The 25,178-nt window shown below is 47.7% G+C and carries 23 protein-coding genes; all 23 read right to left on the bottom strand.

From position 1 onward, the window contains the following. Positions 1 to 12 precede the first annotated feature (12 nt). The gene (locus BLV48_RS06475; protein ID WP_091824827.1) at positions 13 to 630 is read right to left on the bottom strand and encodes an acetyltransferase; all 618 of its coding nucleotides are present in this window, start codon (positions 628 to 630) and stop codon (positions 13 to 15) included. Continuing rightward, positions 627 to 1,223: a sugar transferase gene (locus BLV48_RS06470; RefSeq protein WP_091824824.1), complete on the bottom strand. Its 597-nt coding sequence runs from the start codon at positions 1,221 to 1,223 to the stop codon at positions 627 to 629. The genes BLV48_RS06475 and BLV48_RS06470 overlap by 4 nt, the downstream gene beginning before the upstream one ends. Beyond that, positions 1,220 to 2,347 carry a glycosyltransferase family 4 protein gene (locus BLV48_RS06465; protein ID WP_217632964.1) on the bottom strand — a complete coding sequence of 376 codons (1,128 nt, stop codon included), beginning with the start codon at positions 2,345 to 2,347 and terminating at the stop codon, positions 1,220 to 1,222. Before BLV48_RS06465 ends, BLV48_RS06470 begins: the two co-directional genes overlap by 4 nt. 9 nt (positions 2,348 to 2,356) lie before the next feature. Then, a complete protein-coding gene (locus BLV48_RS06460; RefSeq protein WP_091824822.1) occupies positions 2,357 to 3,379 on the bottom strand; it encodes an NAD-dependent epimerase/dehydratase family protein in 1,023 nt (340 codons plus the stop codon). A gap of 79 nt (positions 3,380 to 3,458) precedes the next feature. Next, a complete protein-coding gene (gene tviB, locus BLV48_RS06455) occupies positions 3,459 to 4,730 on the bottom strand; it encodes a Vi polysaccharide biosynthesis UDP-N-acetylglucosamine C-6 dehydrogenase TviB (RefSeq protein WP_091824820.1) in 1,272 nt (423 codons plus the stop codon). Between the two features lie 13 nt (positions 4,731 to 4,743). Then, positions 4,744 to 5,910 carry a glycosyltransferase gene (locus tag BLV48_RS06450; RefSeq protein WP_091824817.1) on the bottom strand — a complete coding sequence of 389 codons (1,167 nt, stop codon included), beginning with the start codon at positions 5,908 to 5,910 and terminating at the stop codon, positions 4,744 to 4,746. Then, positions 5,903 to 7,036 (bottom strand): non-hydrolyzing UDP-N-acetylglucosamine 2-epimerase, encoded by a 1,134-nt coding sequence (wecB, locus tag BLV48_RS06445; RefSeq protein ID WP_091824814.1) that lies wholly within the window; start codon positions 7,034 to 7,036, stop codon positions 5,903 to 5,905. Before wecB ends, BLV48_RS06450 begins: the two co-directional genes overlap by 8 nt. A gap of 59 nt (positions 7,037 to 7,095) precedes the next feature. Next, positions 7,096 to 8,220, bottom strand: coding sequence for a UDP-2-acetamido-2,6-beta-L-arabino-hexul-4-ose reductase (gene wbjC / locus BLV48_RS06440; RefSeq protein ID WP_091824812.1), 1,125 nt, complete (start codon positions 8,218 to 8,220; stop codon positions 7,096 to 7,098). Between the two features lie 3 nt (positions 8,221 to 8,223). Further along, the gene (locus BLV48_RS06435; RefSeq protein ID WP_302847873.1) at positions 8,224 to 9,240 is read right to left on the bottom strand and encodes a polysaccharide biosynthesis protein; all 1,017 of its coding nucleotides are present in this window, start codon (positions 9,238 to 9,240) and stop codon (positions 8,224 to 8,226) included. A 48-nt stretch (positions 9,241 to 9,288) separates the two neighbouring features. Then, the gene (locus BLV48_RS06430) at positions 9,289 to 10,557 is read right to left on the bottom strand and encodes a hypothetical protein (RefSeq protein WP_091824807.1); all 1,269 of its coding nucleotides are present in this window, start codon (positions 10,555 to 10,557) and stop codon (positions 9,289 to 9,291) included. Positions 10,558 to 10,656: 99 nt separating this feature from the next. Beyond that, entirely contained in the window at positions 10,657 to 11,562 is a 906-nt protein-coding gene (locus BLV48_RS06425; RefSeq protein ID WP_091824804.1) for a glycosyltransferase, read from the bottom strand. Then, complete coding sequence (locus tag BLV48_RS06420) at positions 11,559 to 12,815, bottom strand: O-antigen translocase (protein WP_091824802.1); 1,257 nt, start codon at positions 12,813 to 12,815, stop codon at positions 11,559 to 11,561. Before BLV48_RS06420 ends, BLV48_RS06425 begins: the two co-directional genes overlap by 4 nt. Before the next feature lie 3 nt (positions 12,816 to 12,818). Next, on the bottom strand, positions 12,819 to 13,940 hold the full coding sequence (locus tag BLV48_RS06415; RefSeq protein WP_091824799.1) for a DegT/DnrJ/EryC1/StrS family aminotransferase: 1,122 nt from the start codon (positions 13,938 to 13,940) through the stop codon (positions 12,819 to 12,821). Continuing rightward, positions 13,937 to 14,872, bottom strand: a complete 936-nt coding sequence (locus BLV48_RS06410) for a GNAT family N-acetyltransferase (protein WP_091824796.1) — start codon at positions 14,870 to 14,872, stop codon at positions 13,937 to 13,939. Before BLV48_RS06410 ends, BLV48_RS06415 begins: the two co-directional genes overlap by 4 nt. Beyond that, entirely contained in the window at positions 14,869 to 15,342 is a 474-nt protein-coding gene (locus tag BLV48_RS06405) for an acyltransferase (protein WP_091824793.1), read from the bottom strand. The genes BLV48_RS06410 and BLV48_RS06405 overlap by 4 nt, the downstream gene beginning before the upstream one ends. Next, on the bottom strand, positions 15,339 to 16,280 hold the full coding sequence (locus BLV48_RS06400; RefSeq protein ID WP_091824790.1) for a PLP-dependent aminotransferase family protein: 942 nt from the start codon (positions 16,278 to 16,280) through the stop codon (positions 15,339 to 15,341). Before BLV48_RS06400 ends, BLV48_RS06405 begins: the two co-directional genes overlap by 4 nt. After that, entirely contained in the window at positions 16,264 to 16,680 is a 417-nt protein-coding gene (locus BLV48_RS06395) for a sugar 3,4-ketoisomerase (protein ID WP_091824787.1), read from the bottom strand. The genes BLV48_RS06400 and BLV48_RS06395 overlap by 17 nt, the downstream gene beginning before the upstream one ends. After that, positions 16,680 to 17,549: a glucose-1-phosphate thymidylyltransferase RfbA gene (gene rfbA / locus BLV48_RS06390; RefSeq protein ID WP_091824785.1), complete on the bottom strand. Its 870-nt coding sequence runs from the start codon at positions 17,547 to 17,549 to the stop codon at positions 16,680 to 16,682. Before rfbA ends, BLV48_RS06395 begins: the two co-directional genes overlap by 1 nt. 102 nt (positions 17,550 to 17,651) lie before the next feature. Then, positions 17,652 to 18,173, bottom strand: a complete 522-nt coding sequence (locus tag BLV48_RS06385; RefSeq protein ID WP_175527603.1) for a histidine phosphatase family protein — start codon at positions 18,171 to 18,173, stop codon at positions 17,652 to 17,654. After that, on the bottom strand, positions 18,173 to 19,159 hold the full coding sequence (locus tag BLV48_RS06380; protein WP_091824782.1) for a nucleotidyltransferase domain-containing protein: 987 nt from the start codon (positions 19,157 to 19,159) through the stop codon (positions 18,173 to 18,175). Before BLV48_RS06380 ends, BLV48_RS06385 begins: the two co-directional genes overlap by 1 nt. Beyond that, a complete protein-coding gene (locus tag BLV48_RS06375) occupies positions 19,156 to 20,214 on the bottom strand; it encodes an HD domain-containing protein (protein WP_175527602.1) in 1,059 nt (352 codons plus the stop codon). Before BLV48_RS06375 ends, BLV48_RS06380 begins: the two co-directional genes overlap by 4 nt. 275 nt (positions 20,215 to 20,489) lie before the next feature. Next, positions 20,490 to 21,845: an MBL fold metallo-hydrolase RNA specificity domain-containing protein gene (locus tag BLV48_RS06370; RefSeq protein WP_091824776.1), complete on the bottom strand. Its 1,356-nt coding sequence runs from the start codon at positions 21,843 to 21,845 to the stop codon at positions 20,490 to 20,492. A gap of 250 nt (positions 21,846 to 22,095) precedes the next feature. Continuing rightward, positions 22,096 to 25,176, bottom strand: coding sequence for a DUF7933 domain-containing protein (locus tag BLV48_RS06365; RefSeq protein WP_091824773.1), 3,081 nt, complete (start codon positions 25,174 to 25,176; stop codon positions 22,096 to 22,098). Positions 25,177 to 25,178 lie beyond the last annotated feature (2 nt).

The following is a 25,178-nucleotide window of genomic DNA, read 5'->3' as shown; positions in this document are numbered from 1 at the left end:
ATAGAATAACTATCACATCAGCTTCGCCGGCACGCCAACCGCAGTAACACCATCCGGCAGGTCTGCCAACACTACCGCGCCAGCACCTACTGTAACCTGGTGGCCAATATTGATGAGCTGTTTTACGGAAGCACCAATACCTACCCAACTTTGCATGCCAACCTTAACGCCGCCGGCCAATCGTGCCCCCGGGCTAATATGCGCACAGTCACCAATGGTGCAGTCGTGGTCGATGCTACACCCGGTATTGAGAATCACACCCTTACCGATGCAGGCAGACACATTCACCACCACGCCTGGCATCACGACTGTGCCTATATCCAACTTTGCGTATTGGCTGATTACCGCAGACGGATGCACCAGCGTCACTACAGGCGCCGCAATGTCAGACAACCAGTGCAACTTTTCCGCGCGAATAGTGTTGTTACCAATCGCTACGATAACACCGTCAAACGCATCCAAACGATCAGCCAATGACTGGCAAGTGCCTTCAACAATCCAATCGCCGTTCGCTGACACACCGGGCCAAGCATCGTCGAAGAAAATAACCTCATCCCAGCCGCTGCACTCAGCGATATCGGCAACAACCTTGCCATGCCCGCTGGCACCCAAAATTGCCAGACGCTTCACTTGTCACTACCCGTAAACTTCGACATGGTTACCTCACCTTCAGCCGAGATCCCATCCCTGACCAGCACTTTCTTGACCGTCAAATAAATGATCTTCAGATCGAGCCAGAGAGAGTGGTTATCCACATACCACACATCCAGCTTGAACTTCTCTTCCCAGCTTATCGCGTTGCGACCATTCACCTGCGCCCAGCCGGTGATACCGGGGCGAACGTCATGGCGGCGGTACTGCTCTTTTGAATACAGAGGCAGGTACTCCATCAGCAAAGGCCGAGGCCCAACCAGGCTCATATCGCCCTTGAGTACATTCCACAGCTCTGGCAGCTCATCCAGACTGGCTGATCTCAGGAACGACCCGAAAGGCGTCATCCGCTCCGAGTCCGGCAGCGGGTTGCCGTCCTTGCCTATGGCATCACGCATAGTACGGAATTTGATCATTTCAAAGGGCTTGCCGTCTTTGCCAGGGCGCACCTGGCGGAACAGAACAGGAGAACCGAGTTTGCGGCGGATCTGGAAGGCGACGGCAGCGATCACGGGAGCAAGCAGTAGCAGGCCAATTATGGACGCAACAATATCGAAAAGACGCTTGATCACTTGATTCCCATTTCCCTCAACATATGCACATTCACTTTATCCACGTCATACTTCTCTTCCGCTATCTGGCGCGAACGCTTGCCCATACGGATAATCAACTCAGGCTGCTCAACAAATTTCAGCATTGCAATTGCCAGTTCATCCACCGACTTGACCGGTACCAAAAAACCGTTGTCACCATCTACCACTGTCTCCCGACAACCAGGCGCATCCGTCGTGATAATCGGACGGCCCATGGCCATGGCTTCCAGCACTGTCCGCGGTGTGCCCTCACGATATGAAGGCAGAACATAAATGCTGCTTTCGGCTATGACAGGCTTCACATCGGCTAAACGGCCATAGAACTGCACATCGCCTGATTCGATCCAATGCTCCAGCTCATCTTCACCAATTGCATTTGGATTATCGTCAATCCAACCTACGAGTCCAAAGCGTACACAGGGATACTGCTGACGCACCATGGTGGCAGCTTTTACGTACTCCCTTACCCCCTTGTCACCAAGGAGCCTGGCGATCAGCAAAAACTGAGTGACTTTCGGCAACGGCGCTACCGCAAAGCGGCTGACATCTATTCCAGAGCCATTGACGACAACCGTTTTCCGATCTGATTTGTTGGTAATGCCCAACGAGTGGAACAGCGCCTCATCATCCGGGTTTTGGAAGAACACCCTGTGAACCTTGTCAAGCGCCATTCGGTACAAGCCTTGTACTATCCGTTTGAGCCAAGAGCGCTGCCCTCCTTCTCCCTGGAATGCATAGCCAAGACCGGTAATCAATGCAAAACGGCTCGGCACACCTGCAAGCCAAGCCGCAATATTGCCGTAGATAACCGGCTTAATGGTGTAACCGAGTGAAAAATCAGGTTTGATTCGACGCATCAAGCACCAAAGCTGGTACACAGTCGTCATATCAGCGAGCGGATTCATACCGGTGCGCTTCAGAGCAACCTCGTGTACCCGAACACCCAAACCCTCAAGCTCTTGCCTAATCACACTGTTCGCCGGCAAATCAGGTGCTGCCACATGTACTTCCAGCCCCTCTGTCAGCAGTGCGCGTAGTAGCGGTCCTCGGAAGTTCAGTAAGGAGTCGGGATAACCGGCAATCAGTATAAATTTTTTAATCACCTGACGCCTTCACCCCACATTCTCAATATACCAAGGCATCGCCTTGGCGATACCGTCCATGATGCGATACTCCGGCGCGTAACCCAGCTTGGTTGCTGCCTTGCCAATATCCGCCTGTGAATGGCGCACGTCACCGGCACGAAAGTCGCGGTACACCGGCGCATTCTCATAAGGCTTGCCGTTTTCCGCCAGGGCCGCTTGCAGCGCACGGTACAAGTCATTCAGCGTGGTACGGTCGCCTACAGCCACGTTGTAGACTTCGTTTTTGGCGCTCTCCTCCGCTGTTGCCGCCAACAGGTTGGCCTGTACGGCGTTTTCGATAAAGCAGAAGTCACGGCTGGTTTCACCATCACCATTGATGAAAACATCATCACCCAGCAGCATGGATGCGGCCCACTTGGGTATCACCGCCGCATAGGCTCCATTGGGGTCCTGACGTTTGCCGAATACATTGAAATAACGCAAGCCGATGGTGTTGAAACCGTAGGTTTTGGCGAACACATCCGCATACAACTCATTGACGTACTTGGTAACCGCGTAGGGTGACAGGGGCTTGCCGATGTTCTCTTCCACCTTGGGAAGTGCTGGGTGGTCGCCGTAGGTGGAGCTGCTGGCAGCGTAGGTGAAGCTCTTGACCCCGGCATCGCGAGCGGCGACCAGCATATTCAAAAAGCCGCTGATATTGGTCGCGTTGGTAGTGATGGGATCATTGATGGACCGCGGCACCGATCCCAGTGCTGCTTGATGCAGCACATAATCCACACCGGTACACACTTTGTGGCAATCATCCAAATTGCGGATATCACCTTCGATAAAGGTAAAACCCGCCCACTGTTCCGGGCTGACCAGCCTCTGAACTTCATCCAGATTATGCTGATGGCCGGTTGCGAAATTATCCAGACCGACGACACGCTGGTTCAGTTTGAGCAGGTGCTCCAGCAGATTCGAGCCTATAAAACCGGCCACGCCAGTAATCAGCCAGGTTTTTGGGTTGGCCGGGAGGGTTTCAAGCAGTTTTGAATAGGCAGTCATAGTCCCATGCACCCGCCCTTTTATTGGGGCAGAGCGTCCTTAGTCCGTTCCAAGAAAAACAAAATTACAAAAATCAGGCCTAGAGGCGCAGATCACAGGCATCCGCCGGCAGGATATATTTGAGGTCATACAACACATGCGCGGGCTTACCCAGTGCGCGAATCCTCTCTTCGCCCATCTCGGTAAACTGCTTGTGTGCAACTGCAACCACAACAGCATCATATTCACCCGCCTTGGGAGCAGAAATCGGGGTGATGCCATACTCATGCTCTGCATCTTCGGGATTCACCCAAGGATCGTAGCAGTCCACTTGCACACCATAGTCCGTCAGCTCGGTGACGATATCCACCACCTTGGTGTTACGCAGGTCCGGGCAATTTTCCTTGAAGGTCAGGCCCATTACCAACACACGTGCACCATCAACCTGAATTCTTTTCTTCAGCATCGCCTTGACCAGCCGGCTGGCGACATAAGCCCCCATACCATCATTCAGGCGGCGGCCTGCCAAAATAATCTCGGGGTGATACCCCACCGACTGTGCCTTATGAGTGAGGTAATAAGGGTCCACACCAATGCAGTGCCCACCTACCAAACCGGGTCGAAACGGCAAGAAATTCCATTTGGTACCAGCCGCCTTCAGTACCTCTTCGGTATCGATCCCAAGCTTATTGAAGATCAGCGCCAGCTCATTGATCAGACCGATATTAACATCCCGCTGAGTGTTCTCGATCACCTTGGCAGCTTCTGCCACCCTGATGGAGCTGGCCTTGTGCGTGCCCGCAGTGATGATGGAGCGGTACAGCTGATCCACGGTTTCCGCCACTTCAGGTGTCGAGCCGGATGTTACTTTAAGGATGGAAGTAACACGATGTTCCTTATCGCCGGGATTGATACGCTCAGGGCTGTACCCGCAAAAGAAGTCTTTATTGAAGGTCAGGCCTGATACACGTTCCAACACCGGAACACAGTCTTCCTCGGTGGCACCGGGGTAAACCGTGGATTCGTAAATCACGATATCACCTTGCTTGAGTACCTTGCCGATGGTTTCACTGGCTTTGATTAGCGGAGTGAGATCGGGCTGTTTGTGCTCATTGATCGGCGTCGGCACGGTCACGATAAACACGTTGCAGGTTTTGAGATCATCCAACGCGCTGCTGTAGGACAGATGCCTGGCCTCTGCCAGTTCCTGATCGTCCACTTCCAGCGTGCTGTCGTGGCCCTGCTGCAGTTCAGCCAGGCGAGCCGTGTTGATATCAAAGCCCAGCGTGGGGTATTGCTTGCCAAATTCGACAGCGAGTGGCAGGCCGACGTAGCCGAGGCCGATGATAGCTAATTTGATGTTCTTAGCCATAATAAAATTAATCTCAAGATTCAATAATTCTTTTCATGTGAGCTAAGTAACCACTTACATCAAAATATTTTTCAGCTGTTTCACGCGCATTGATTCTCATCGTGTATAAATCATTATTATTGATACTGCTTATGAGAACATCAACCAAAGATTCAATGCTATCATCTTTGCAAATATAACCGTTTATTCCATGTTTTAAATAAACACCCAAATCACTTGTCAAGTTAGCTATAACGGGTGTACCAACTGATAAACTCTCTACAAATTTCGTTGGGAAACCAGCTTGAACACTTCTAATATCTGGTCTTATTATAATTGAAAAGTCAGAATCCTTAACCAGATCGGCCGCTGATTCAGCACTAACTAAGCCATAACATTTTATGATTTCACCTAGGTTATCTATTTTTACATTAGGGATATAATCCTTAAGATTTTTTTCCGTAACGCCAGCTATGTTTAGTTGAACTCTATACCCACTTGATGCAACTGAAATAATTGCAGATATTATTGATGAAAGTGCGTCTTTTTTCCCTGGCGAACCTGCATAAACGAACTTTACAGTATCACATTCATGTAAAGCAATACGTGATTCGATCTGCGAACAGTCTACAGTAGGAGGTATAACAACCAAGTCTTTAACTTTTTCTTTATAGTAATTCTCAAGATAACTACTTATAACAATCAAACCATCGCATTTTTTGAGAAGAAAACGCATCGCAAGTTCGATATTTAAATAGTAAGGTGAGAAAAATCTTGAAATAAGACTAGGCGGATCATACCACTCGACGGTATCGAAAATTAGTTTAACATTATTTTTTTTTGCCCAAGGTATCAATCTAAGCAAGTAAGGAGAATATCCGCTATATAAAATTATAGCACGAGGTTTTTTGTCAAGACTATCCAACCATTGCACAGCTTTTTTTCCCGCAGAAAAATAAAGAAAATGCTTCAAAAACCTAGGAAGCTTCTCATATAACCTTTCACTCAATGAAATTACGGGAATATTCTTGTAGTTACTTTCAACAATACCATCAGGAGGCACTTGTCCAGACACCACCTTGACTTTGTAGCCCTGTTGACTAAGCGTTACACAGTTACCATATATTCTTTTGGCCGCAGCGCCACCTTTTGGGAAACCAAAAGGCCCGACATAAACGACCAACTTATTTTGCTCAGTCATATACTTTCCAAACCGTCCGCATCACATAGTCACGGTAGCTGTGTACGATACGTACAACCTTGTCCGCCACGTTCGGCATGCTGTAATCGGCGACCAGTCGCAGACTGCGTTCATCTCCGCGACTTTGTGATTCCAGAATCGCCAAGCCCTGCAGCACACGCTCCACTTCCAGTCCGACCATCATGGCGACGGCCTCTTCCATACCTTCGGGGCGCTCATGGGCTTCTCGAAGGTTCAGTGCCGGGAAGTTAAGAATGGATGACTCCTCATTGATGGTGCCGCTGTCTGACAACACTGCACGGGCGCAGAGCTGGAGTTTGTTGTAATCCTTGAAGCCCAGCGGTTTGAGCAGCTGCACGTTGGCATGAAACTTAACCCCCATGGCGTCTACACGCTTTTGCGTACGCGGGTGGGTCGAGACAATTACCGGCAGATCGTACTGTTCGGCAACCGTATTCAGCACATCGACCAGCTTGAGAAAATTTTTGTCGGAATCGACGTTTTCTTCGCGGTGTGCGCTGACAACGAAGAACTGATGTTTTGCCAGGCCCAGTCGATCCAGCACGTCCGAGGCTTCAATGCCATCGCGGTAATGGTTCAACACCTCAAACATGGGGCTGCCGGTTTTGATCACGCGATCGGGCGGCAGGCCTTCGGCCAGCAGGTAGTCACGCGCAATGGTACTGTAGGTCAGATTGATATCCGCTGTGTGGTCAACGATGCGACGGTTGATCTCTTCAGGTACGCGCATATCAAAGCAGCGGTTGCCCGCTTCCATATGGAAAGTCGGAATCTTGCGACGTTTGGCCGGCAGCACAGCCATACAACTGTTGGTGTCACCCAGAACCAGCACCGCTTCCGGCTGCACTTCAGCCAGCACCCGATCAACAGCAATGATCACATTACCGATGGTTTCGGCACCGCTGGCACCGGCGGCACTGAGGAAATGGTCGGGCTTGCGAATGCCCAGGTCATTAAAGAAGATTTCATTCAGTTCGTAATCGTAATTCTGACCGGTATGCACCAACACTTGCTCGCAGTGCTCATCCAGTTTAGCCATCACCCGTGACAGACGAATAATCTCAGGCCGGGTCCCGACCACGGTCATAACCTTCAGTTTTTTCATAACGATCCTTGAGTACGGGCGTTTGCGTACAGATACTCAGGCTTCAATGTGCGGTTATTTCAACCCAGCGGACAGGCAAAGGTATCCGGCTTGTCCCGATCAAAAATCTCATTGGCCCAGAGCATGCAGATCAATTCGTCATCACCCACGTTGGTCACATCATGGGTCCAGCCCGGTACGGTTTCGACAATTTCAGACTGCTCACCTGAGGTGTGCAGCTCGTAAAACTCGCCAGTCATCATATGACGGAAGCGGAAGCAGGCCTTACCCTTGATCACCAGAAACTTCTCGGTTTTGGAGTGGTGATAATGCCCGCCACGGGTAATACCGGGGTGTGCGGTGAAAAACGAAAACTGCCCGGCATCGGGAGTTTTCAACATCTCGACAAAGACACCACGGGCATCGCCATGCTGCTGCACAGGGTAGGTGAAGCACTCCGGCGGCAAGTAGCTGACATAAGTCGAGTACAAGGCCCGTACCAGCCCTGTACCCACAGGCTCGGTGATCAGGTTATCCCGCGTAGCCTTGAAGCGGTACAGCTGATCGGCCAGCTCGCCAACTCTGATGCAGTATTCGGGGCAAACTTCAACATAGGCGTTATCAATACGGGTGCTGACTGACTCTGTACCAGCAAGCAGCGCCATGAAGCTGTCGACCACATTATCGACATACACCAGGCGAATAACGGCAGAAGGGTCGTTGATCTGAATCGGCAGATCGCGGGCGACATTATGACAAAAGGTTGCAACCGCCGAATTGTAATTGGGCCGCGCCCATTTGCCGAACACATTGGGCAAACGGAAGATATACACCGGGTTACCGGTATCCTGCCTCAGCGCGAGCAAAGCCTCTTCGGCAGCACGTTTACTGCTGCCGTAGTCGTTATCGCGTCCGGCCTGAATGGACGAGGAATACACCACCGGCACCTGTCTGCCGCAGGCCTTTATTGCCGCGCACAGCTGCTCGGTCAGGCCGGTGTTGCCGGTGACAAACTCCTCCGGGTGTTGCGGGCGGTTGATGCCTGCCAGATGGAACACCCAATCGACACCGTCCAGCAATGCAGGCAGGTCATCGACACTATGCTCGCGGGTAAAGGGCACCACGTCGATGCCACCCTTTTCCTGAAAATGCAGCAGCAGGTTTTTACCAATAAAACCGTTGGCACCGGTTACCAGTACACGCACGGCTTAGTCCTCCGGGTTGATGTACTCACCCCGTTCCAGGGCACGAATGAAATCCAACTTGCGCAGCAGTGCTTGCATGCCTGCCACATCCAGTCGCTCGGTATTGTGGGAGTTGTAATCTTCAGTGTGGGAGATCTTCTCTTCGCCCTGCTCGACAAACTTGCTGTAATTCAAATCCCGCAGATCCGGCGGTACACGGTAATAGCCACCCAGGTCTTCCGCGCAAGCCATCTCTTCACGACTGAGCAGCGCTTCAAACAGTTTTTCACCATGGCGGGTGCCAATCACATTGATCGGGTGATCCGGCTTGCCCATAAGGTCCGTCAGCGCTTTGGCCAGTGTTTCAACCGTGGCCGCCGGGGCCTTCTGCACAAACATATCACCGTTGCTGCCATGCTCGAAAGCGTACAGCACCAAGTCCACTGCATCGGCCAGGGCCATCATGAACCGGGTCATATTGGGATCGGTAATGGTCAGCGCCTTGCCGGCACGAATCTGATCCACAAACAACGGAATCACGGAACCACGGGACGCCATGACGTTGCCGTAGCGGGTGCCGCAGATCACGGTTTTGTCGGGATCGACATTGCGCGACTTGGCCACCATCACCTTCTCCATCATCGCCTTAGAGATGCCCATGGCATTGATGGGATACACCGCCTTGTCGGTACTCAGGCAGACAACGCGCTTCACCGCGTTCTGAATGGCCGCTTCCAGCACATTCTCAGTGCCGAGCACGTTGGTTTTTACCGCCTCCATGGGGTGAAACTCACAGGACGGCACCTGCTTGAGCGCCGCTGCATGGTAGATGTAATCCACCCCGCGGGTCGCGTTCAGGATACTGTTGTAGTCACGCACATCGCCAATGTAGAACTTGAGCTTGGGGTTGGCGTAACGCTTGCGCATATCGTCCTGCTTCTTCTCATCACGGCTAAAAATACGAATTTCAGCGATGTCAGTATTCAGGAAACGGTTGAGGACGGCATTGCCGAAAGAGCCCGTACCACCTGTTAAAAGCAATATCTTACCTTTAAACATCATTTACCTTTAAGTTAATTATTAAAATAATTAATGGGCATGAGAAATCATATTATTTCTAGCATTTAAAAATATTTGATTATTGACCACCAAAGCTTTAAAAATATAATAGAAATATAATAGAAATATAAACCTTCCACCTGGAGTCATCGCAAATATAAAACCCTTGAAATTCAAAACACAAATCGAAATTGGGAAGAACCAAGAAAACCAATGCTTGTAGCCAAGTATTTTAAAAAGACGGACACTCATAAAAGCAATAGCCAACATCAACAAAATCAAAATAATAACACCACCATAGTTCAATTGAAGTATATAACCAATATCACTACTTTTCTCGAATCCAGAACCAAATAAAGACTCCCCTGTACCAAAAACAACACCCGCAACAGTTTCAGGGAAATGAACATGGCTGTTCAAAAGAACAGCAATTATATTATTGCCCTCAAGACCATAATAAAAGAAGTCAGCAACTTCCAAAAAGAAACCCAGACTCCATCTATTTTCTTGAATAAAATCGCCTGATGAAAAATAAAACCAAAAAGACAACACTAAAAAAGAAAAAAGCCAAATAGCTTTTGCTTTTAGCTCACTATATAAAAAAACATAAAAAACAAAAAAAACAAAACCTAGAAACCCAATTCTAGCATTTACTGAAACAGCGAATAAGAACAATGGGCACAAAAAAACAAAAAACCATGATTTTCTATAGAGGATTAAGCTATAACCTGCGCAAATCCCTAAAACAACAGAATATGTGTAAGTCAAATTCTCAGATACTCCATATGCACGGTACCTTTTTTCAAAATCAGAGTATATTTCATAATAGGCATCAAGTTGGATTGATTCATAAAAAGAGTCAACTGCCGGAAAAAGCCACAATACTAAAGTAAACAGTGCAGCTATAAAACCTGCCACATATATTTCATTACCAAAATAATTCAAAGATTCTTTTTTTAAAGTTCGATAAAAATATAAAGAAACTAAAACACCACAGAAAAGGAATGATTGAAAAAACCATCCCACGAATCTATCAGAATAGACAATATCACCACTCAAAGCGTCTCTAAATATAGAATAGAAAACAACAAAAAAAACCAGCAAAAACTCTGCCTTAAATATATTTACAAAGACCTCAATTCTTTTGTGAAAGAACAAAATGGCCATAATGAAAACAAAAAACTGTAAAGCTAAATATATAAGCTTTGACATTACGGGAGGCTGAAATATAAATAAATAAAAAACTAGAACCCATAAAAAAAAACCGAAAAGTCCAAGCCTATAATTTTTAAACACCATTATGAATACCTTACCATGACAATCAATGAAAAATCAATTATAACCGAATATGAACCCCGATCTCCCTTTAAAAGTCATCCCGTATAGCGCAATCTCAAACTAGTACTTCGGCTTATAAATAACTTTTATAATAAACTTGAACATCGACTTAGTAAGTATAATGCTTGGATCTTTTATCACAGCTCTCATGGCATATTTCATGCCTTTATATAAGTCAATTATTTGATAATCATGCGCTTGTATCAACAGACTTCTAGCAACGGCTTTTCTATAGATTTTATACTCCTTATACTCGTCCAAAATTTCACTTACACCCGAGAGCATTAAGTCTGATTTTTTGGATAGATTATCATCATGCCTCCTATATTTAACGAGTGGCGAAGGCATTACATAGAATACGCCACCATTTTCAGTTAATTTCAACCTAATGTAAAAATCTTCTATACTGTAATTTGGATTAAAGCAACCTACATCAATTAGCTTTTGTTTAATTACCATAAAAGAAGGTGTTGGCAAGAATTCATTTCTTAGTATAACCTCCTTAAAGCCACAAAACTTACCACTTCCTTTTTTTATTCTAATGCTATTACCCGAATTATCGACATATTCAACGCCTGAGTATATAGCCACTAAGCCAGGCACTTCTTTAGACTTAATATTAAATATTTTAACTTGCTCTGATATTTTATTTGGATACATTTCATCATCAGATGCTATCGGTGCAAAAAAAACACCTTTTGCAATATTTATACTTTCATTGAAGGTTGCACAAATACCTTTATTGGGTCTGGCTCTAAACTCAACACGAGTAAAACGCTTCTCACACTCGGGAATTAGTTCTTGAATCTTAATAGCTGAGCTATCGTTTGAACCATCATCTATAATGATTAGCTCTATATTTTTGTAATCTTGACAGATCACACTTCTAATACAAGCCTGAACATATTCCTCATGGTTATAACATGGTATCACCACACTAACCAAAGGCTCTACCAACGTATTCATAATTTATTTAACCTTAATTTATGCCTAACAACACAAAACACAAATATAAAATATATTAGATAATTAAGAGCATGCGCAACAGCAACCCCCTTAAGTCCCATCAACTGAACAATGTAAAATGAAAAAAAATAGAATAAAAATGCAAAAACCACTTCTGAAACAATAAAAACAAAAATCATGGCTTTTGCTAATATTAAGTAGGCTAATATCCAGCTACCAATCTTTAATGTATCACCGACCATCTGCCAGCCAAACAGCACTTCCATCTCGGCAAATTCAGCAGTAAAAAGTACACGGATGATAAAATCCCGCAGCAGGTAGATAACCAACCCACAGGCAGCCGCAACCGGCAAGATGATTTTATAGCCTTGCAGTATTTCTTTTTTGATATCGGCTGGATCTTGCAGTTCCGAAAGCTTGGGCAGGTAGTACACACCTAATGTGGTCGTGACCAACATCAGGTAGGCTGCACTCAGTCGCCACATGGCTTCCCAGTAACCTGCAGCTTCCCAGCCAAGTGTTTCTCCCAAGTGGTTACGGATCAGGATATGGCTGAGCGGTACGCAGGCGGCACTTGTAAGCGCCATGGCGGTAAATTTTGCCAGACTCTTGGCGGATTGCTTGTCGATGCCGCCAAGCAGGTAGTTCAGTCTGAACCAGCTGGCTTTATAGGTGAGCGTCAAGGTCACGAAGAAGGTCAGTGACTGGTAGATTGCCAATGCAACCAGTGCGCCATACAAACCCAGCTGAATCGCCATGACGGTCGTTACCGCCAGTGCAAATAGGCTACCGGCAATATTGGCGGTTACATAGCGCTGTATCTCTTTTTTACCATTGAGGATGGCAAGCAAGAGGGTGTTGAACACAAACAGCGCCAATGTTGCCGCAAACCAGATAAAAACGCTGCCCAGACTTTCGTCCTTGAGAAACCAGCCCGCCAAGGGCTTGTTGAACGCAATTACAGCTATTGCAACCAACACCGAGCCAGTCAGTGAAATGGTGCCCGCTGTACGCCATACGGCATGCTGTTTGGCTTCGTCTTCGTGGTATTCAGCCGTATACTTGGTAACGCCGGTGTTGATCGCGCCGCTGGCCAGGGTTGTGATCATTTGCACTGCATTTTGGAACTGCCCCAACGCAGCATAACCCGTTGGGCCGACATAGATAGCCAGTATCTTGTTCAGGCCCAACAAAGTCAGCATTTTGATAACAACCGCTATACCATTGAGCAAACTGGTTTTTATCAGTGTCATGTGCTATGGCATCTCAAAGCTATTACATGCGGCAATAATGCTGTCTACCTGATTATCGGTCATCACCGGGCTGATTGGCAGGCTCAGCACTTGCTGATGTATGGCTTCTGACAGTGGGTAAGCCTCCTTACTCCACTGTGCATAGGCTTTTTGCTGATGTGGCGGGATCGGGTAGTGAATCAGAGTTTGGATGCCAGTGTTAGCCAAGTGTGCCTGCAAAGCTTCACGCTTTGCTGTTCGAACCACGTATAGATGAAATACATGATTTTCCAATGATGTTAGCGTGCTGTGCGTTGTAATTGGCTGTGACAGTGCGGGATGTGTGATGCCTTTGGCATAGGACCGTGCAATCTCTTTGCGCCGCTGGGTTTCTGTATCAAGGTGTTGTAGCTTCACCCGCAGCATGGCTGCTTGCATCTCGTCCAGACGACTGTTCACGCCCTGATAGAGGTTTTCATATTTTTTGTGGCTGCCGTAATTACCCAAGGCACGAATAGTTTTTGCCAGTTCATCATCATTGGTAGTGACAGCACCAGCGTCACCCAGCGCACCGAGGTTTTTACCGGGGTAAAAACTGAAACCTGATGCATGGCCCCAACTGCCCGCCTTTTTACCGTTGATCGCAGCTCCGTGCGCCTGTGCAGAATCTTCCAGTACCAATAGGCCATGCTCATCAGCCAATGCCATCAGTTTAGGCATGGGGGCCAACTGGCCGTACAAGTGAACCGCAAGGATGGCTTTGGTGTTGGCGGTAATGGCAGCGGCTGTTTTATTCGGGCATAGGTTGTAGGTGTGCTCATCTGGCTCAACCAGAACCGGCTTCAGTCGGTTTTCGGTGATCGCAAGGATACTGGCAATGTAGGTATTGGCAGGAACGATGACTTCATCACCTTCCTTAAGTTTGCCAAGCTCTTTCCAGGCGCGCAGAGTCAGTGTCAATGCATCCAAGCCGTTTGCCACGCCGATACAATGCTGGGTGCAGCAGTAGGCCGCAAACTCTGACTCAAAGGCTTTCAGCTCTGTACCTTGAATGTACCAGCCGGAGTCGATTACACGGGCAGCGGCATCAATCAAGTTTTGGCGATATTGGGCGTTAATTGATTTTAAATCTAAAAAATGAATCATATAAACAACTCATAAAAATCATGGACAACTGCCCTGGCACCAAACCCTTCCTTTTGAGCAATCAAACCCTCATTTAAATATCGTCCACTCTGCTCGCAAGATATACCGAAATCGAAATAACGCTTATTTTTAGAGTATTCAGTCAGCAAATAATCTAATGTCAAATCAAGCCCACCGACATTTCTTCCTTCACTGCTATTTGCGAGATATTGAGTATGAGCGACATATTTGCTTTCATATATTAGCGCACCAGATAATACTCTACCTTCTTTTTCGGCTAAGAATAGTCGAATATTATTTGGAAATCGACCTGAAAGAAGCTCAATTTCATTAAGAGTGTGCACTGGCTTAGCTGAATGATTAGTCTGAAGAACTTCTTCAAGCAACTCCCAAAACTTATCATAATCATCCGACTCACGGACCAAAACCCCTTCCTTTTTAGCTTTATTGATACTCCACTTCCTTCCTTTTGAGTACCTAGGCTTTTCCCGAAGATCAATTGTCGATGTAACATCACGTCTTATTAAGTTTGCATTATTAATAAACAATGCATAACGATCCTCTTCCGAAGGCTTATCGTGATAAATGTAAGGAATACACTTGTATATTAATCTTTCGAAGCCATCAGCCCGTAAAAAATCTCTTACTGCGGCAAAAATATCTAGAACCTCAGCTGTCTTAACTTTTTCATCCACTACAAACCCACCAAAAGTCAAGCCTTGATGAGAGTATATGGCTTTCCCATCTCGATTAGCCGGCAACAAAGCTATCAATTTTTCACTAGAATTATGAATCATTAAAGAATGATCTTTAAACTTATCTGAATGATAATCCATGTAATCACGATCAAACAAAAAATGACCATTTTTGGAGTTAAAAACAAAACTATCCCAGTCACTTTTCATTTCTATGGTATATCTTGAAACATTCATTTTAATTTCCGAATTAACTTCGCAGGATTCCCACCTACTACGGAATGAGATTCAAAACTACACGATACAAAGCTATTTGCAGCTACAACACAGAAATCACCCAGGGTAACGTTTGGCATAATAATGCTATTTGCGCCGAGCCAACAATGATCCCCAATCTTTACAGGACCTGTTTCGATTGGAAAAAAAACCTGCATTTCTGGGCTGGCATTTGGGCCAGAATCAGACATTATATTAACTGATTGTGCAATACTAACATTATTACCGATTATAACTTTAGCATTAAACCCGTTAATAATGGTATTCATTCCGATATATGAATTTTCGCCAATTTCCAAAATATTTTTTTCAGATCCAAAAATTGAACACCTTTTGGAAATTTTCACACCATCATTCAAAATCAAATTATTTATTGAGCTCGAGGGATCTAAATCAACACGCCCTTTGATTACAATATTTCCTACTTTCATATAAACTCACTTAAATAAGACTTCACAACTTCAAATATATACTCTATATCCTTATTGGAAAGCGCTTGATGGCAAGGTAAAAAATATGCGGATACACCATAGAAAACGCTTGACTCAATTCCTTGCCCATTCAAATATTTCTTCATCTCTTGTAAATTCACATATTCAGGAACAGTAAAGCAAAAAACCCCAGGGTAGTCGTCATCATTTAGTTCAAAATATGGTCTTATATTTAGCTGATTGAATAGCACCTCATAGTATCGATAATTATTCAACCTCTTAATTGCTATTTGATCCGCATTATCGATGTAAGCTGAAACAACTTTTTCACAATATTTAGAGACATCATCCTCTATAACATCCTCCCCAAAATTATACTCATTTGAATATACTAAGACGCCACCAGCTTGTACTGGGAAATATTTTGACAAACTGTATATTAAAAAGTCACCTGAAAAAAAACCGTTTCTTTTTTTTGTACCGGAGTAAAATGAGTGGGCATAATCCTCAATAACTACATAACCTAATGACTTATAATAATTCACATCTCGGCTACAATACCCAAACTCATGATTTATAAAAATAACCTTTGTGTTTTTCTCTATACTTCTCGACCAACAACAGAATTTCTCTATCTCTTCAGTCACGCAACTACTTATATAAAAGTTATTTGTTGTCGTGAAAATTGTCACAACATCATTTTTATTTAATTTTATTGCTGATAACGCTAAGGCAATTGCATCACGTCCACGCGGCGTTAATTGGACATGCATTTCTGGATACTGAACATGAAAATAAGATTTTAACTTCCCAACATTCTCAGGCATTGAATAAAAATAATTATTCAATTCAACATCATCAGTTTTAAAAGGACTTATTCTAAATATTGGTCTAAGGTGCACCGGCGCATCTAATATGAAGTTATTTATTAGCTTCATTTTTCACAATATCCAAAAAAACCGAATAATCACGGATATAGTCAGCTTCGTCATAGTGCTCGCTGGCCAATACCAGCAACACGCAGTCGGGGGTAAATTCATGCATTTCTCGCCAAACCAACTCCTCGATTACAACTCCTTTTGTTGGCGAATCAAGCAATACTTCTTCTTTATGCCTTCCATCATCTAGCAACATGCGGCAGCTACCTGTTACGCATACGGCTACTTGTTTGAGATTTTTGTGTGCATGAAAACCGCGAGCAACCCCCGGCTTGGTACCAAATATGTAATAAACACGCTTGATCTCAAAGGGGATTGTCTTGTTCGCTTCAAGTGCGACCAATGATCCACGATCATCGCCCAAAGGAGGAAAGTCAATCAGCTTTACCAAATCACCCATCAGGACTCCCCTGCCAACCTTAGCAAATATTGACCATAGCCATTTTTACTGAGCGCTATACCCTGCTCTTTCAGCTGTTCTTTTGAAAGCCACCCATTGTTAAATCCAATTTCTTCCAGGCACGCTACCTTCAATCCTTGACGGTGCTCAATCGTCTCTACAAAACTACTCGCTTCCAGCAGGCTTTCGTGGGTGCCTGTGTCCAGCCAGGCGAAGCCACGTCCCAGCAGCTCTACATTCAGGTCGCCACGTTCAAGGTATGCCTGGTTTACAGTAGTAATTTCCAGCTCTCCTCGGTGCGAAGGTTTCACCTGCTTGGCAATTGTCACTACGTCGTTGTCGTAAAAGTAGAGGCCGGTCACGGCGTAATTCGATTTTGGCTGCTCTGGCTTTTCTTCAATCGAAATTGCTTTGTTGTTTTTATCAAAGGCGACCACACCAAAGCGCTCTGGGTCTTTCACTTGATAGCCAAACACGGTTGCACCAGACGTGCGGGCGGCCGCCTGCCTGAGCTTCGGCGAGAACCCCTGACCATAGAAAATATTGTCACCCAGCACCAGGCAGACACTGTCATCACCTATGAACTCTTCACCGATGATGAAGGCCTGTGCAAGGCCGTCCGGGCTGGGCTGTTCGGCGTAACTGAGTTGAATGCCAAAGCTGCTGCCATCGCCCAGAAGCTTTTCAAAATTGGGAAGATCTTCGGGGGTTGAGATGATCAGGATGTCACGAATACCCGCCAGCATCAGCACCGAGAGTGGGTAATAGATCATTGGCTTGTCGTAGATCGGCAGCAACTGCTTGGACACGCCCTTCGTGATCGGATACAAACGGGTGCCGGAACCGCCGGCGAGGATAATGCCTTTCACTGTTAACTTGCCTTATCAACTTATGTGTTTCACTGCAGTGCGTCGGTCAGTTTAATCCACCACCTGCACCCGTTCCCAATCGTTATGTACTATATGATAGGTTCATCGTGCGACTTGCCCAATTAACTGAACGTATTCAAGATTATTGAGCGATATCTTTTCCGGCTTGGCGACGTATCCCATATGCTCAACAAGGCATTTAAACACTGCAGAGTGTGATACCAGCAAAGTATTCCCTTGCAGAGCAGCTACTTCCTTCATCACAGGGTACAGGCGCTCACACATAGACGTATGTAGCTCAACACTTGCATCTTGATCGAGGCTGTTACGGTGTTCGGATGTTTTGGCTTTACCCTCGAACACGCCAAAGTCTCGTTCCTGCAAGCCAATGCGTACCTTGGGTTCAAGCTTTAGTCGTTGCGTTTGGGCGATAGCTGCTGCCGTTTCACTCGCACGTTGCAAAGGGCTGGTGTAGATGTGATTGAATTCTATTGCAGAAAGTTTTTCTGCTGTGTTGTTCAATGCCACGATACCCGCAGCTGTGATGCTCTCGTCTTTACGCCCAACCCACACATTGGCCGCATTCCCAAGTGTTTGGGCATGGCGAATGAAGTACAGTGCCATCAAAATACCAGTGCGTGGTGAATCGGGTGTCCTACTCCGTACTTTTCTTTCAGCCATTCATGCAATGCACAAGAAAACTCATGACTGACTGTGCGCAATGCCTTGTACTCTGGGCATTGCATGCGCTGCTCTTTTTGAACCTTATCAAGCGCAGCACGTACTACAGGCTGTGAGAGGTGTGCCATGAACGATTCGTAGGTTTTGAGTATTTCATTGGTTGCATTGAGCTCTTCGCCCAGACCCTGCAGCCTTTGCAAACCAGTCTGGTCAAACAGCTCGAGCGCGCGCTGAATCTTATCCTCTCGCTCAAGCCCCTTCAGTTCTGCCGCAACGATGATACCGCTGAAGTACAGTAGTTTTCTGGAAAAGCGGAGTTTGATATTACGTAAGCCCCATGATTTTTTACTTTCACTGGTTTTGAATTCAAAGTCGGTTGCGATGGTGCGGTAATAGCGAATTATGTCATTGAGCAGGAAACGCGGGACTTGCTCATCCGGCGAGCCACTCTTGATGTGTTTTTCAAGTAACTGTTGTCGGTATTCAGTAAAGCTTTGCTCATTAAACAGCCATGTACCTTCCAGCAAAAACAGTAACCGTCGAGTCAGTGACTCGTTAGTGTCATGTTGACCACCAATGTTTACAAGCATATCGCTAAAACGAATACGTGCATCAGGGCCAAACGTTCCTGTATCGCCTGCCGATTTTTCGATATGTCGTGTCATTACATCCGAGATCGCTTCCAGCTCTTTGCTGATGACGTCTTCTGCCGGCAGGTCACGATCAAACAATATGAAGCAGTCAAGATCTGACTCTGCTGTTGCTTCACCTCTCCCATATGAACCGGTCGTAACAACTGTAATCGCGTCACTGTATTCACTACCGCTTAGGCATTGGGCAATCTCTTGTCTTAGTACTTGTAGCTGGGAACCAGTATACTTTTTAGCGGCTGTAATCTGTGGGAAATCATCCATGATCGTGTATTTCATCCTTGGTTATCCTGGAAGACTGAAAGCTGTTTTTGGTGCATATATCGCTTTGTAGTGATTGACACTTGCACGGTTACCTTATCGCTTTTGTAGCGCTGCAAACTCATCCGTTCCTGCTCAATCGTGTAGCTGCGCTGCTTGTATTGTAGCTTCTGGTTTTGCAGTGCGTCTGGTGTGTCAACTACAGACCTGATCGACGATAGTTGGCTAAAGAACTGCTGATGCTTATGCTGCCAGTGCCGCTCATTTTCAAACAGTTCCATTTCGTCCAACGGAGTACCGACATCAGCGAAGTAGACTTGGCTGTACTGATCAGCTATCAAGCCTATGTCTCGAGTAATCACGTTGTTATAGATGAATCCCTTGAGTCGCCAAAATGCATCCAGGGTTTTAAACCGAGCTTCGTTGCTATCCACGAAAGACGCATAAGCCACTTTCAAGGGGTCCAGCACACTCGGTGCTTCAGTTAGATAGCGATAGCTGCGAATGATACCTTCGATAGTGTCAATGTTAATCGGGCTACTGAACAGGTCACCGCCATCTTCCTCTTTGGCTTTACCCGATATCAATTCATTTATGAAGTTGATATCCAGCGATTGCCCCAAAAGTTGGCTTAACTTTCGGCTGCTGTGATACTTCCCTCTTAGGACCATTTCGCCCATTTCATGGTGACCATATCCGAACTTCTGCTTGAGGTAGGGTTCTACACTGTGAGACAGCGGAGGGTGACCAATGTCGTGCAATAGCCCCGCTGCAACAAGGTGCCGGCCAAGCTCATCGCTGTAACCACGGTGGTGGGCCACAAACCTTGCAAGCGCAGCAACATAGAGTGAATGATGAGCACGTGTGCGTGGGGTTTTAGCCAACCTGTGTGTACTGGCAACGTGGTCAAGCGCACCAAGAAACGAAATATTTTTAAGACGCTGAAATGGCTTTGACTCGATGATATGTCTAGCCTGCGGCTCTTGCGCAACCTGTTTCACCCAGCCTGACAAGGTACCGGCTGACGGAACCTGGAACAGTTCTGCCTCCCTGTCCTTTTTGTTATCAGTCACTGAGATCACTGCTTTCACCTGTTCAGAATATTTGCAAATACAGTATAGGGGTTTAAGCGTTAGGGTGAAATCGAGGTTAGTGTTGAAGCACTGTCACTCCACCACCGCTCCCAATCGTTATTCACTCGCGCCAGTATGCTCAAAACGGTGCAGGCATGCCCAGTGCGCCGCCGGTATCTTCGGGTGCTATGCCACAAGCAATACGCTGGATATGGGTGACGTACCGGATTCCGGCGACTACCTGATGCCATCGGCACAGATGATGAGCTTTTCAGTCATAATATATATTCCGCATTATTCATGCCTGCCAGTACCAACGCTTCCTTCAACGCCTGCTTCGCACCCTTGTCCCCATGCACCAGCCGAATCTCTTGCGGTTTGTGCTTGATGCCCTTGACGAAATTGATAAGCCCCTGTTGGTCAGCGTGGGCAGAGTAGCCGCCGATGGTTTCGACACGGGCGCGGATGCTGTAGCGCTCGTTGTCGAGTTCCACCCAGCCGCCATGCGGGCCGTATTGCTGTATCGCACGCCCCGGTGTGCCTTCTGCCTGGTAGCCCACAAACAATACATCGTGCCGCTCATCGCCCAACATCGCCTTGAGATAATTGACGATACGGCCAGCGTTGCACATTCCGCTGCCGGCGATAACGATGGCCGGGCGACCGGAACGAGACAGGTGGTGGACCATTTTCAGGTGTTCGTGGTGGCTGTCTACGGTCAGCAGTGTATCAAAGGCCAGTGGCTTGCGGCCCTGTTTCAGCCGGGCGTGAGCTTCATCATCCCAAAAAGGTTTTAACTCACGATAGGCTGCAGTGAATTTTGATGCCAGTGGCGAATCGAGAATGACCGGCAGCTCATCATTAAGCAACTCTTCCAGCTCGTACAACAATTCCTGAGTACGCCCAATACTGAAAGCCGGAATCAGGACGGTACCGTTGTTGTGCAGTGCCCGGTCGATCGCAGCCTTGAGCCGGTGTTTGCGCGTGGCTCGGCTTTCATGGTTACGGTCGCCATACGTGCTTTCCAGCACCAGAATATCGGCACGGTACGGCGGCTTGGGTGCAGGCAACAGAGGCGTGTGGCTGGCCCCCAGGTCGCCGGAAAAAACAACACGGACACTTCGCTTTATACCTGGCTGACTGACATCCACCTCAACGTAGGCAGAGCCCAGAATATGCCCGGCGCGCTGCAGCCTGATCTGTACCTTGTGTTCCGGCGTATCAGTTAGCGTGAACCACTGTTTGTACGGCTGGGCAACGATGCGTGACTCAATCTGCTTCAGATAACGCTCGACCCGTCTCCTGTCGCGGCTGATACCCAACTTGAAGGCGTCTTCCAGCACCAGTGGCAGCAGTTTGGCCGAGGGCTGCGAGCAGATAATCGGCCCATCAAAACCGGCGGCGAGCAGCCAAGGGATGCGTCCTACATGGTCGATGTGCACATGGGTTGCAACAAGCGCTCTGACACTGCTGATATCAAAGTGGATAGCGTTGTGTTCGCTGTTGTCACTGTCTGTTTCGTCCCCCTGAAACAGACCGCAGTCGATCAGCAGGCTTACAGCGTCATCTATATGTAACTGGTGGCATGATCCGGTAACGCCGTTGCGGGCGCCGTGATGTTCAAGCTTCATGTTGGCAGGTCCTTTTGCCGTTTCAGACACGCTACCGCCCAAAGGTTCGCTCGGGCAATCCTCAACACCCTTGGCCAGTTTCAGTGAAATTATTCATATACATTATGCACACATGTACAGGGTTGCCATCATACTGCCCACTTGTGGCATTGCAATCCAAAGCGGCATACGGCCGTTTGAGGCAGAAACGAAAAAGCCGGTCGCATGACTGCGATACCGGCTTTTAAGAATTACACGACGTACACGTTTATTATCGTTGTATACGCCTTTTCCTTCGCATGTAGCCTCCCACCAGCAGTAGTTGCACTGCCAACAGAGCAAGCCAACCAACCCCGGCAACTGGTATAGCACGCTGACTGCTCGGTGTCGGTGGCAAGTCGGCCAGCCCGATCGGGTCTGAAATCACCCCGACCGCCGGGTTGGAATCACCCAGGGCGTTATCCGTCAGTACAAACTCTATCATGTGCGCTGCCGTATCGATTCGACTGGTTGGCAGTTCATACCAACTGCTGCCACCGGCAAAGTCTGGTGCCTGCGGGCCATACTTGCGAATCGCCTGATTACCCGAGAAATCAGCACCTGGCAGGTACAATCTCACAGTTGACTGAGCACAGCTGATACTGAAGCTTGCCATCCCCTCAGGGAACGACACACCGGGCTGCACCGTTCCGATACTCGCGGCAGTCACCATTTCAAAGCTGTTGATTGTGCACTGCGGATCAACTTCAAGCCCTACCGGTCTGCCGGTAAGCGGGCTGATCGTGCTGGCAATAAAGCTTTGCACTGCATCAGCGGTACCGTCCCCGTTGAGGTCACCCGCCAGTTGCTCGGTGGTGGTATCGAACGGGTCGTTATCCGGGTTTGGCTCATCTAGGTTACGCTGCTCGGAAATATCACTGATACCTCCAACCTCCAGCACCTCAAGTATGGCTCCCGTGTTCAAGGCCACCAGCGAATTACTCGACTCAACGTAACTAAGGTTCTTCTGCAGGATCGTATACAGGCCCGGCGCTGCTGATGGCTTGATCATGATATCAACCGGAATTTGACATTGCTCTCCCGGCGCCAGGCTTATATTCGTTAGCTGTAGGGTCGTGTTTGTACTCACGGGGAAGGTGTTCAGCTGAGAGCCCGAACCACATACATCTACAGCATTGACAGAAACAGCAAACGCATAGGGCGTACTATTGCGAGTAGAAACCTGGTAGGAAAGATTAGTGACAGCCTCGGATGCACTCACGTTCTGCAAATTAAGCGTGACTCTGGCGGGCTGCCCCACCTCCACCGCGCGCGGTTCCACCACCGTGTCGATCATAAGGCCACTTACACGGATAGTTGTATCAACATCCGCACCACTGACTGATATCCCCTCAACCTGAGCCGAAATATTTGTCAGGCCGAACATCACATTCCTGCCGCTGGCTGCAGAAACAGCTGACGCCTGTTGCGTGAAAGTACAACCCTCACCAGCCCCCAACGAAGGCAAACTAAAGGTATTCCCGACCTGAGAAAGGCCCGGGCAGGTCTGAGTCAGACTGACAGGATCAATAAAACCGCCACCATTAAAGGTGAACTCGATATCACTGAAATCAGTGTACCCATCCAAGTCTTCCGGGTATCCATCGCCATTGAGCACACTGATATTGATGTCAAAGGGCTCGCCCGGGGTAACTGTTGTGCGCGAAGGTGTCATTTGAATGATGGGCGCTTGATTTACAACACGGCCGCTCTCACGCTGCACCTTCACCAAACGCTTGACCCCATTGATTTCACCAAAAGCTTCTTCAACAAGAGCACCTTCAAACACACCCTTGGAGCCAGGAGAAAACGTAATGGTGAACGTGAATTCACAACTCTGACCAGCGGCAAGAGGGGTTGATGTCGTAAAGCCAAGAACGTCACCCGCTGCAGGCACATTTGCAATAAACGGAGAACCCGGCGAACAGGTGTTGCTGCCAGACTTTACCGTGGCTGATGCAATACCAAAGGTATAAGCATCCTGAAAACTGATGCTGTTCAGTGCGTGTTCACTGCTGGTGTTGGTGAGGGTGTAGGTGACATCCACTTGATCGGAAAACACACTTTCACTCAGCGAGATATCCAACAGCGGTTGAGGAATGACAGGAATGGGGGTAGCGTTTTCCTGACTGAGCACAACGCCACTGCTGCTGTCAGCAGACGCTTGCACGGCATTGCTATACTCACCTTCGGATACCGCCGGGGGCGCTTGCAACGTAAGGGTAAATTCACAGCTTTCTTCCGGCGCGAGAGAACCACCGCTTAGGGCAGCAAGCCCACTTCCCGCGTCCCAACCCAGTATTGAGCCAGTACCGCACGCCTGACTGGCAGGCATGCCGACAACAGCCAGGCCAGATATTGTTGCATCCAGATCATCGGAAAAGGCAATGTTAGTCAACGTGTCGCTGCGACTGTTATTGCTCAAACGGTATGTCACGTCAAACGGCTGGCCGGGCAATACCGAATCAGCAAGTACGGTCTTTTGCAGATTCAACACGCGCGGCTGAACAGACACGACATTGGTCGCGAAGCCGGTAGACCCAGAAGAATAACTGATATTGGATGTTTGCAACTCAATTTCACCAACACCCACCACATCCATTTCGATTGTGACTTCGCAGACACTTGTATCGGTCACAAACATACCAGACAGGGTAAATGCATCTTCCGACAGATCGATGCTAGCGCCACCACATACGCCTGAGCGGACGGGAGCAGTGCCGTGACGTGGTTTTATGCCATCCGGAAATTGATGTGAGAATTGGATGCTGGTGTAGACGCCGCCAGGACCCTGGATGTGATAGGTCATCGAGATCGTGTCGCCCAGCTCAGCTGTGGAAGAACTCACGCCCAGTGAGAAACTCATTCGGTTTTCAACAACCGTCAGCGTGTCGCCGCTGTTACCGTAGTCACCACTGTTTTGGTCACGCAACACACCACTGGTGGACGTATACAACCCTGCGGTGTCAGATGTAACGTTCAGCTTCACCAGGCAGCTTTCGCTTGCTGCAACTCGGCCACCGGAAAGCGAAATACTCCCAAGTACATCGTCCACCACAAAGCTGCCACCACAGGTATTATCCAATCCCTGTGCATCAGAAACACGCAGGCCTGCCGGCAAGCTGGAATCAAAGGCAATATCCCAGGAAGCCTCTGTTGGTGACGTGTTCTGAATTGTGAACGTCAAACTGGTATTGTTGCCCACATCAAGCTGACTGACACCAAACGTCTGACTAAAGGACAGTGCGGCCCAAGATGAAGGCGCGATCAGCAGCAATATCGCCGCGGCTACACCCGAAAATAATGTTTTCATAG

The sequence above is a fragment of the Marinobacterium iners DSM 11526 genome (assembly GCF_900107855.1).
Classification (GTDB): domain Bacteria; phylum Pseudomonadota; class Gammaproteobacteria; order Pseudomonadales; family Balneatricaceae; genus Marinobacterium; species Marinobacterium iners.
The sequence above is the reverse complement of the archived record's forward strand: the minus strand, read 5'-3'. Positions and strand labels throughout refer to the sequence as shown.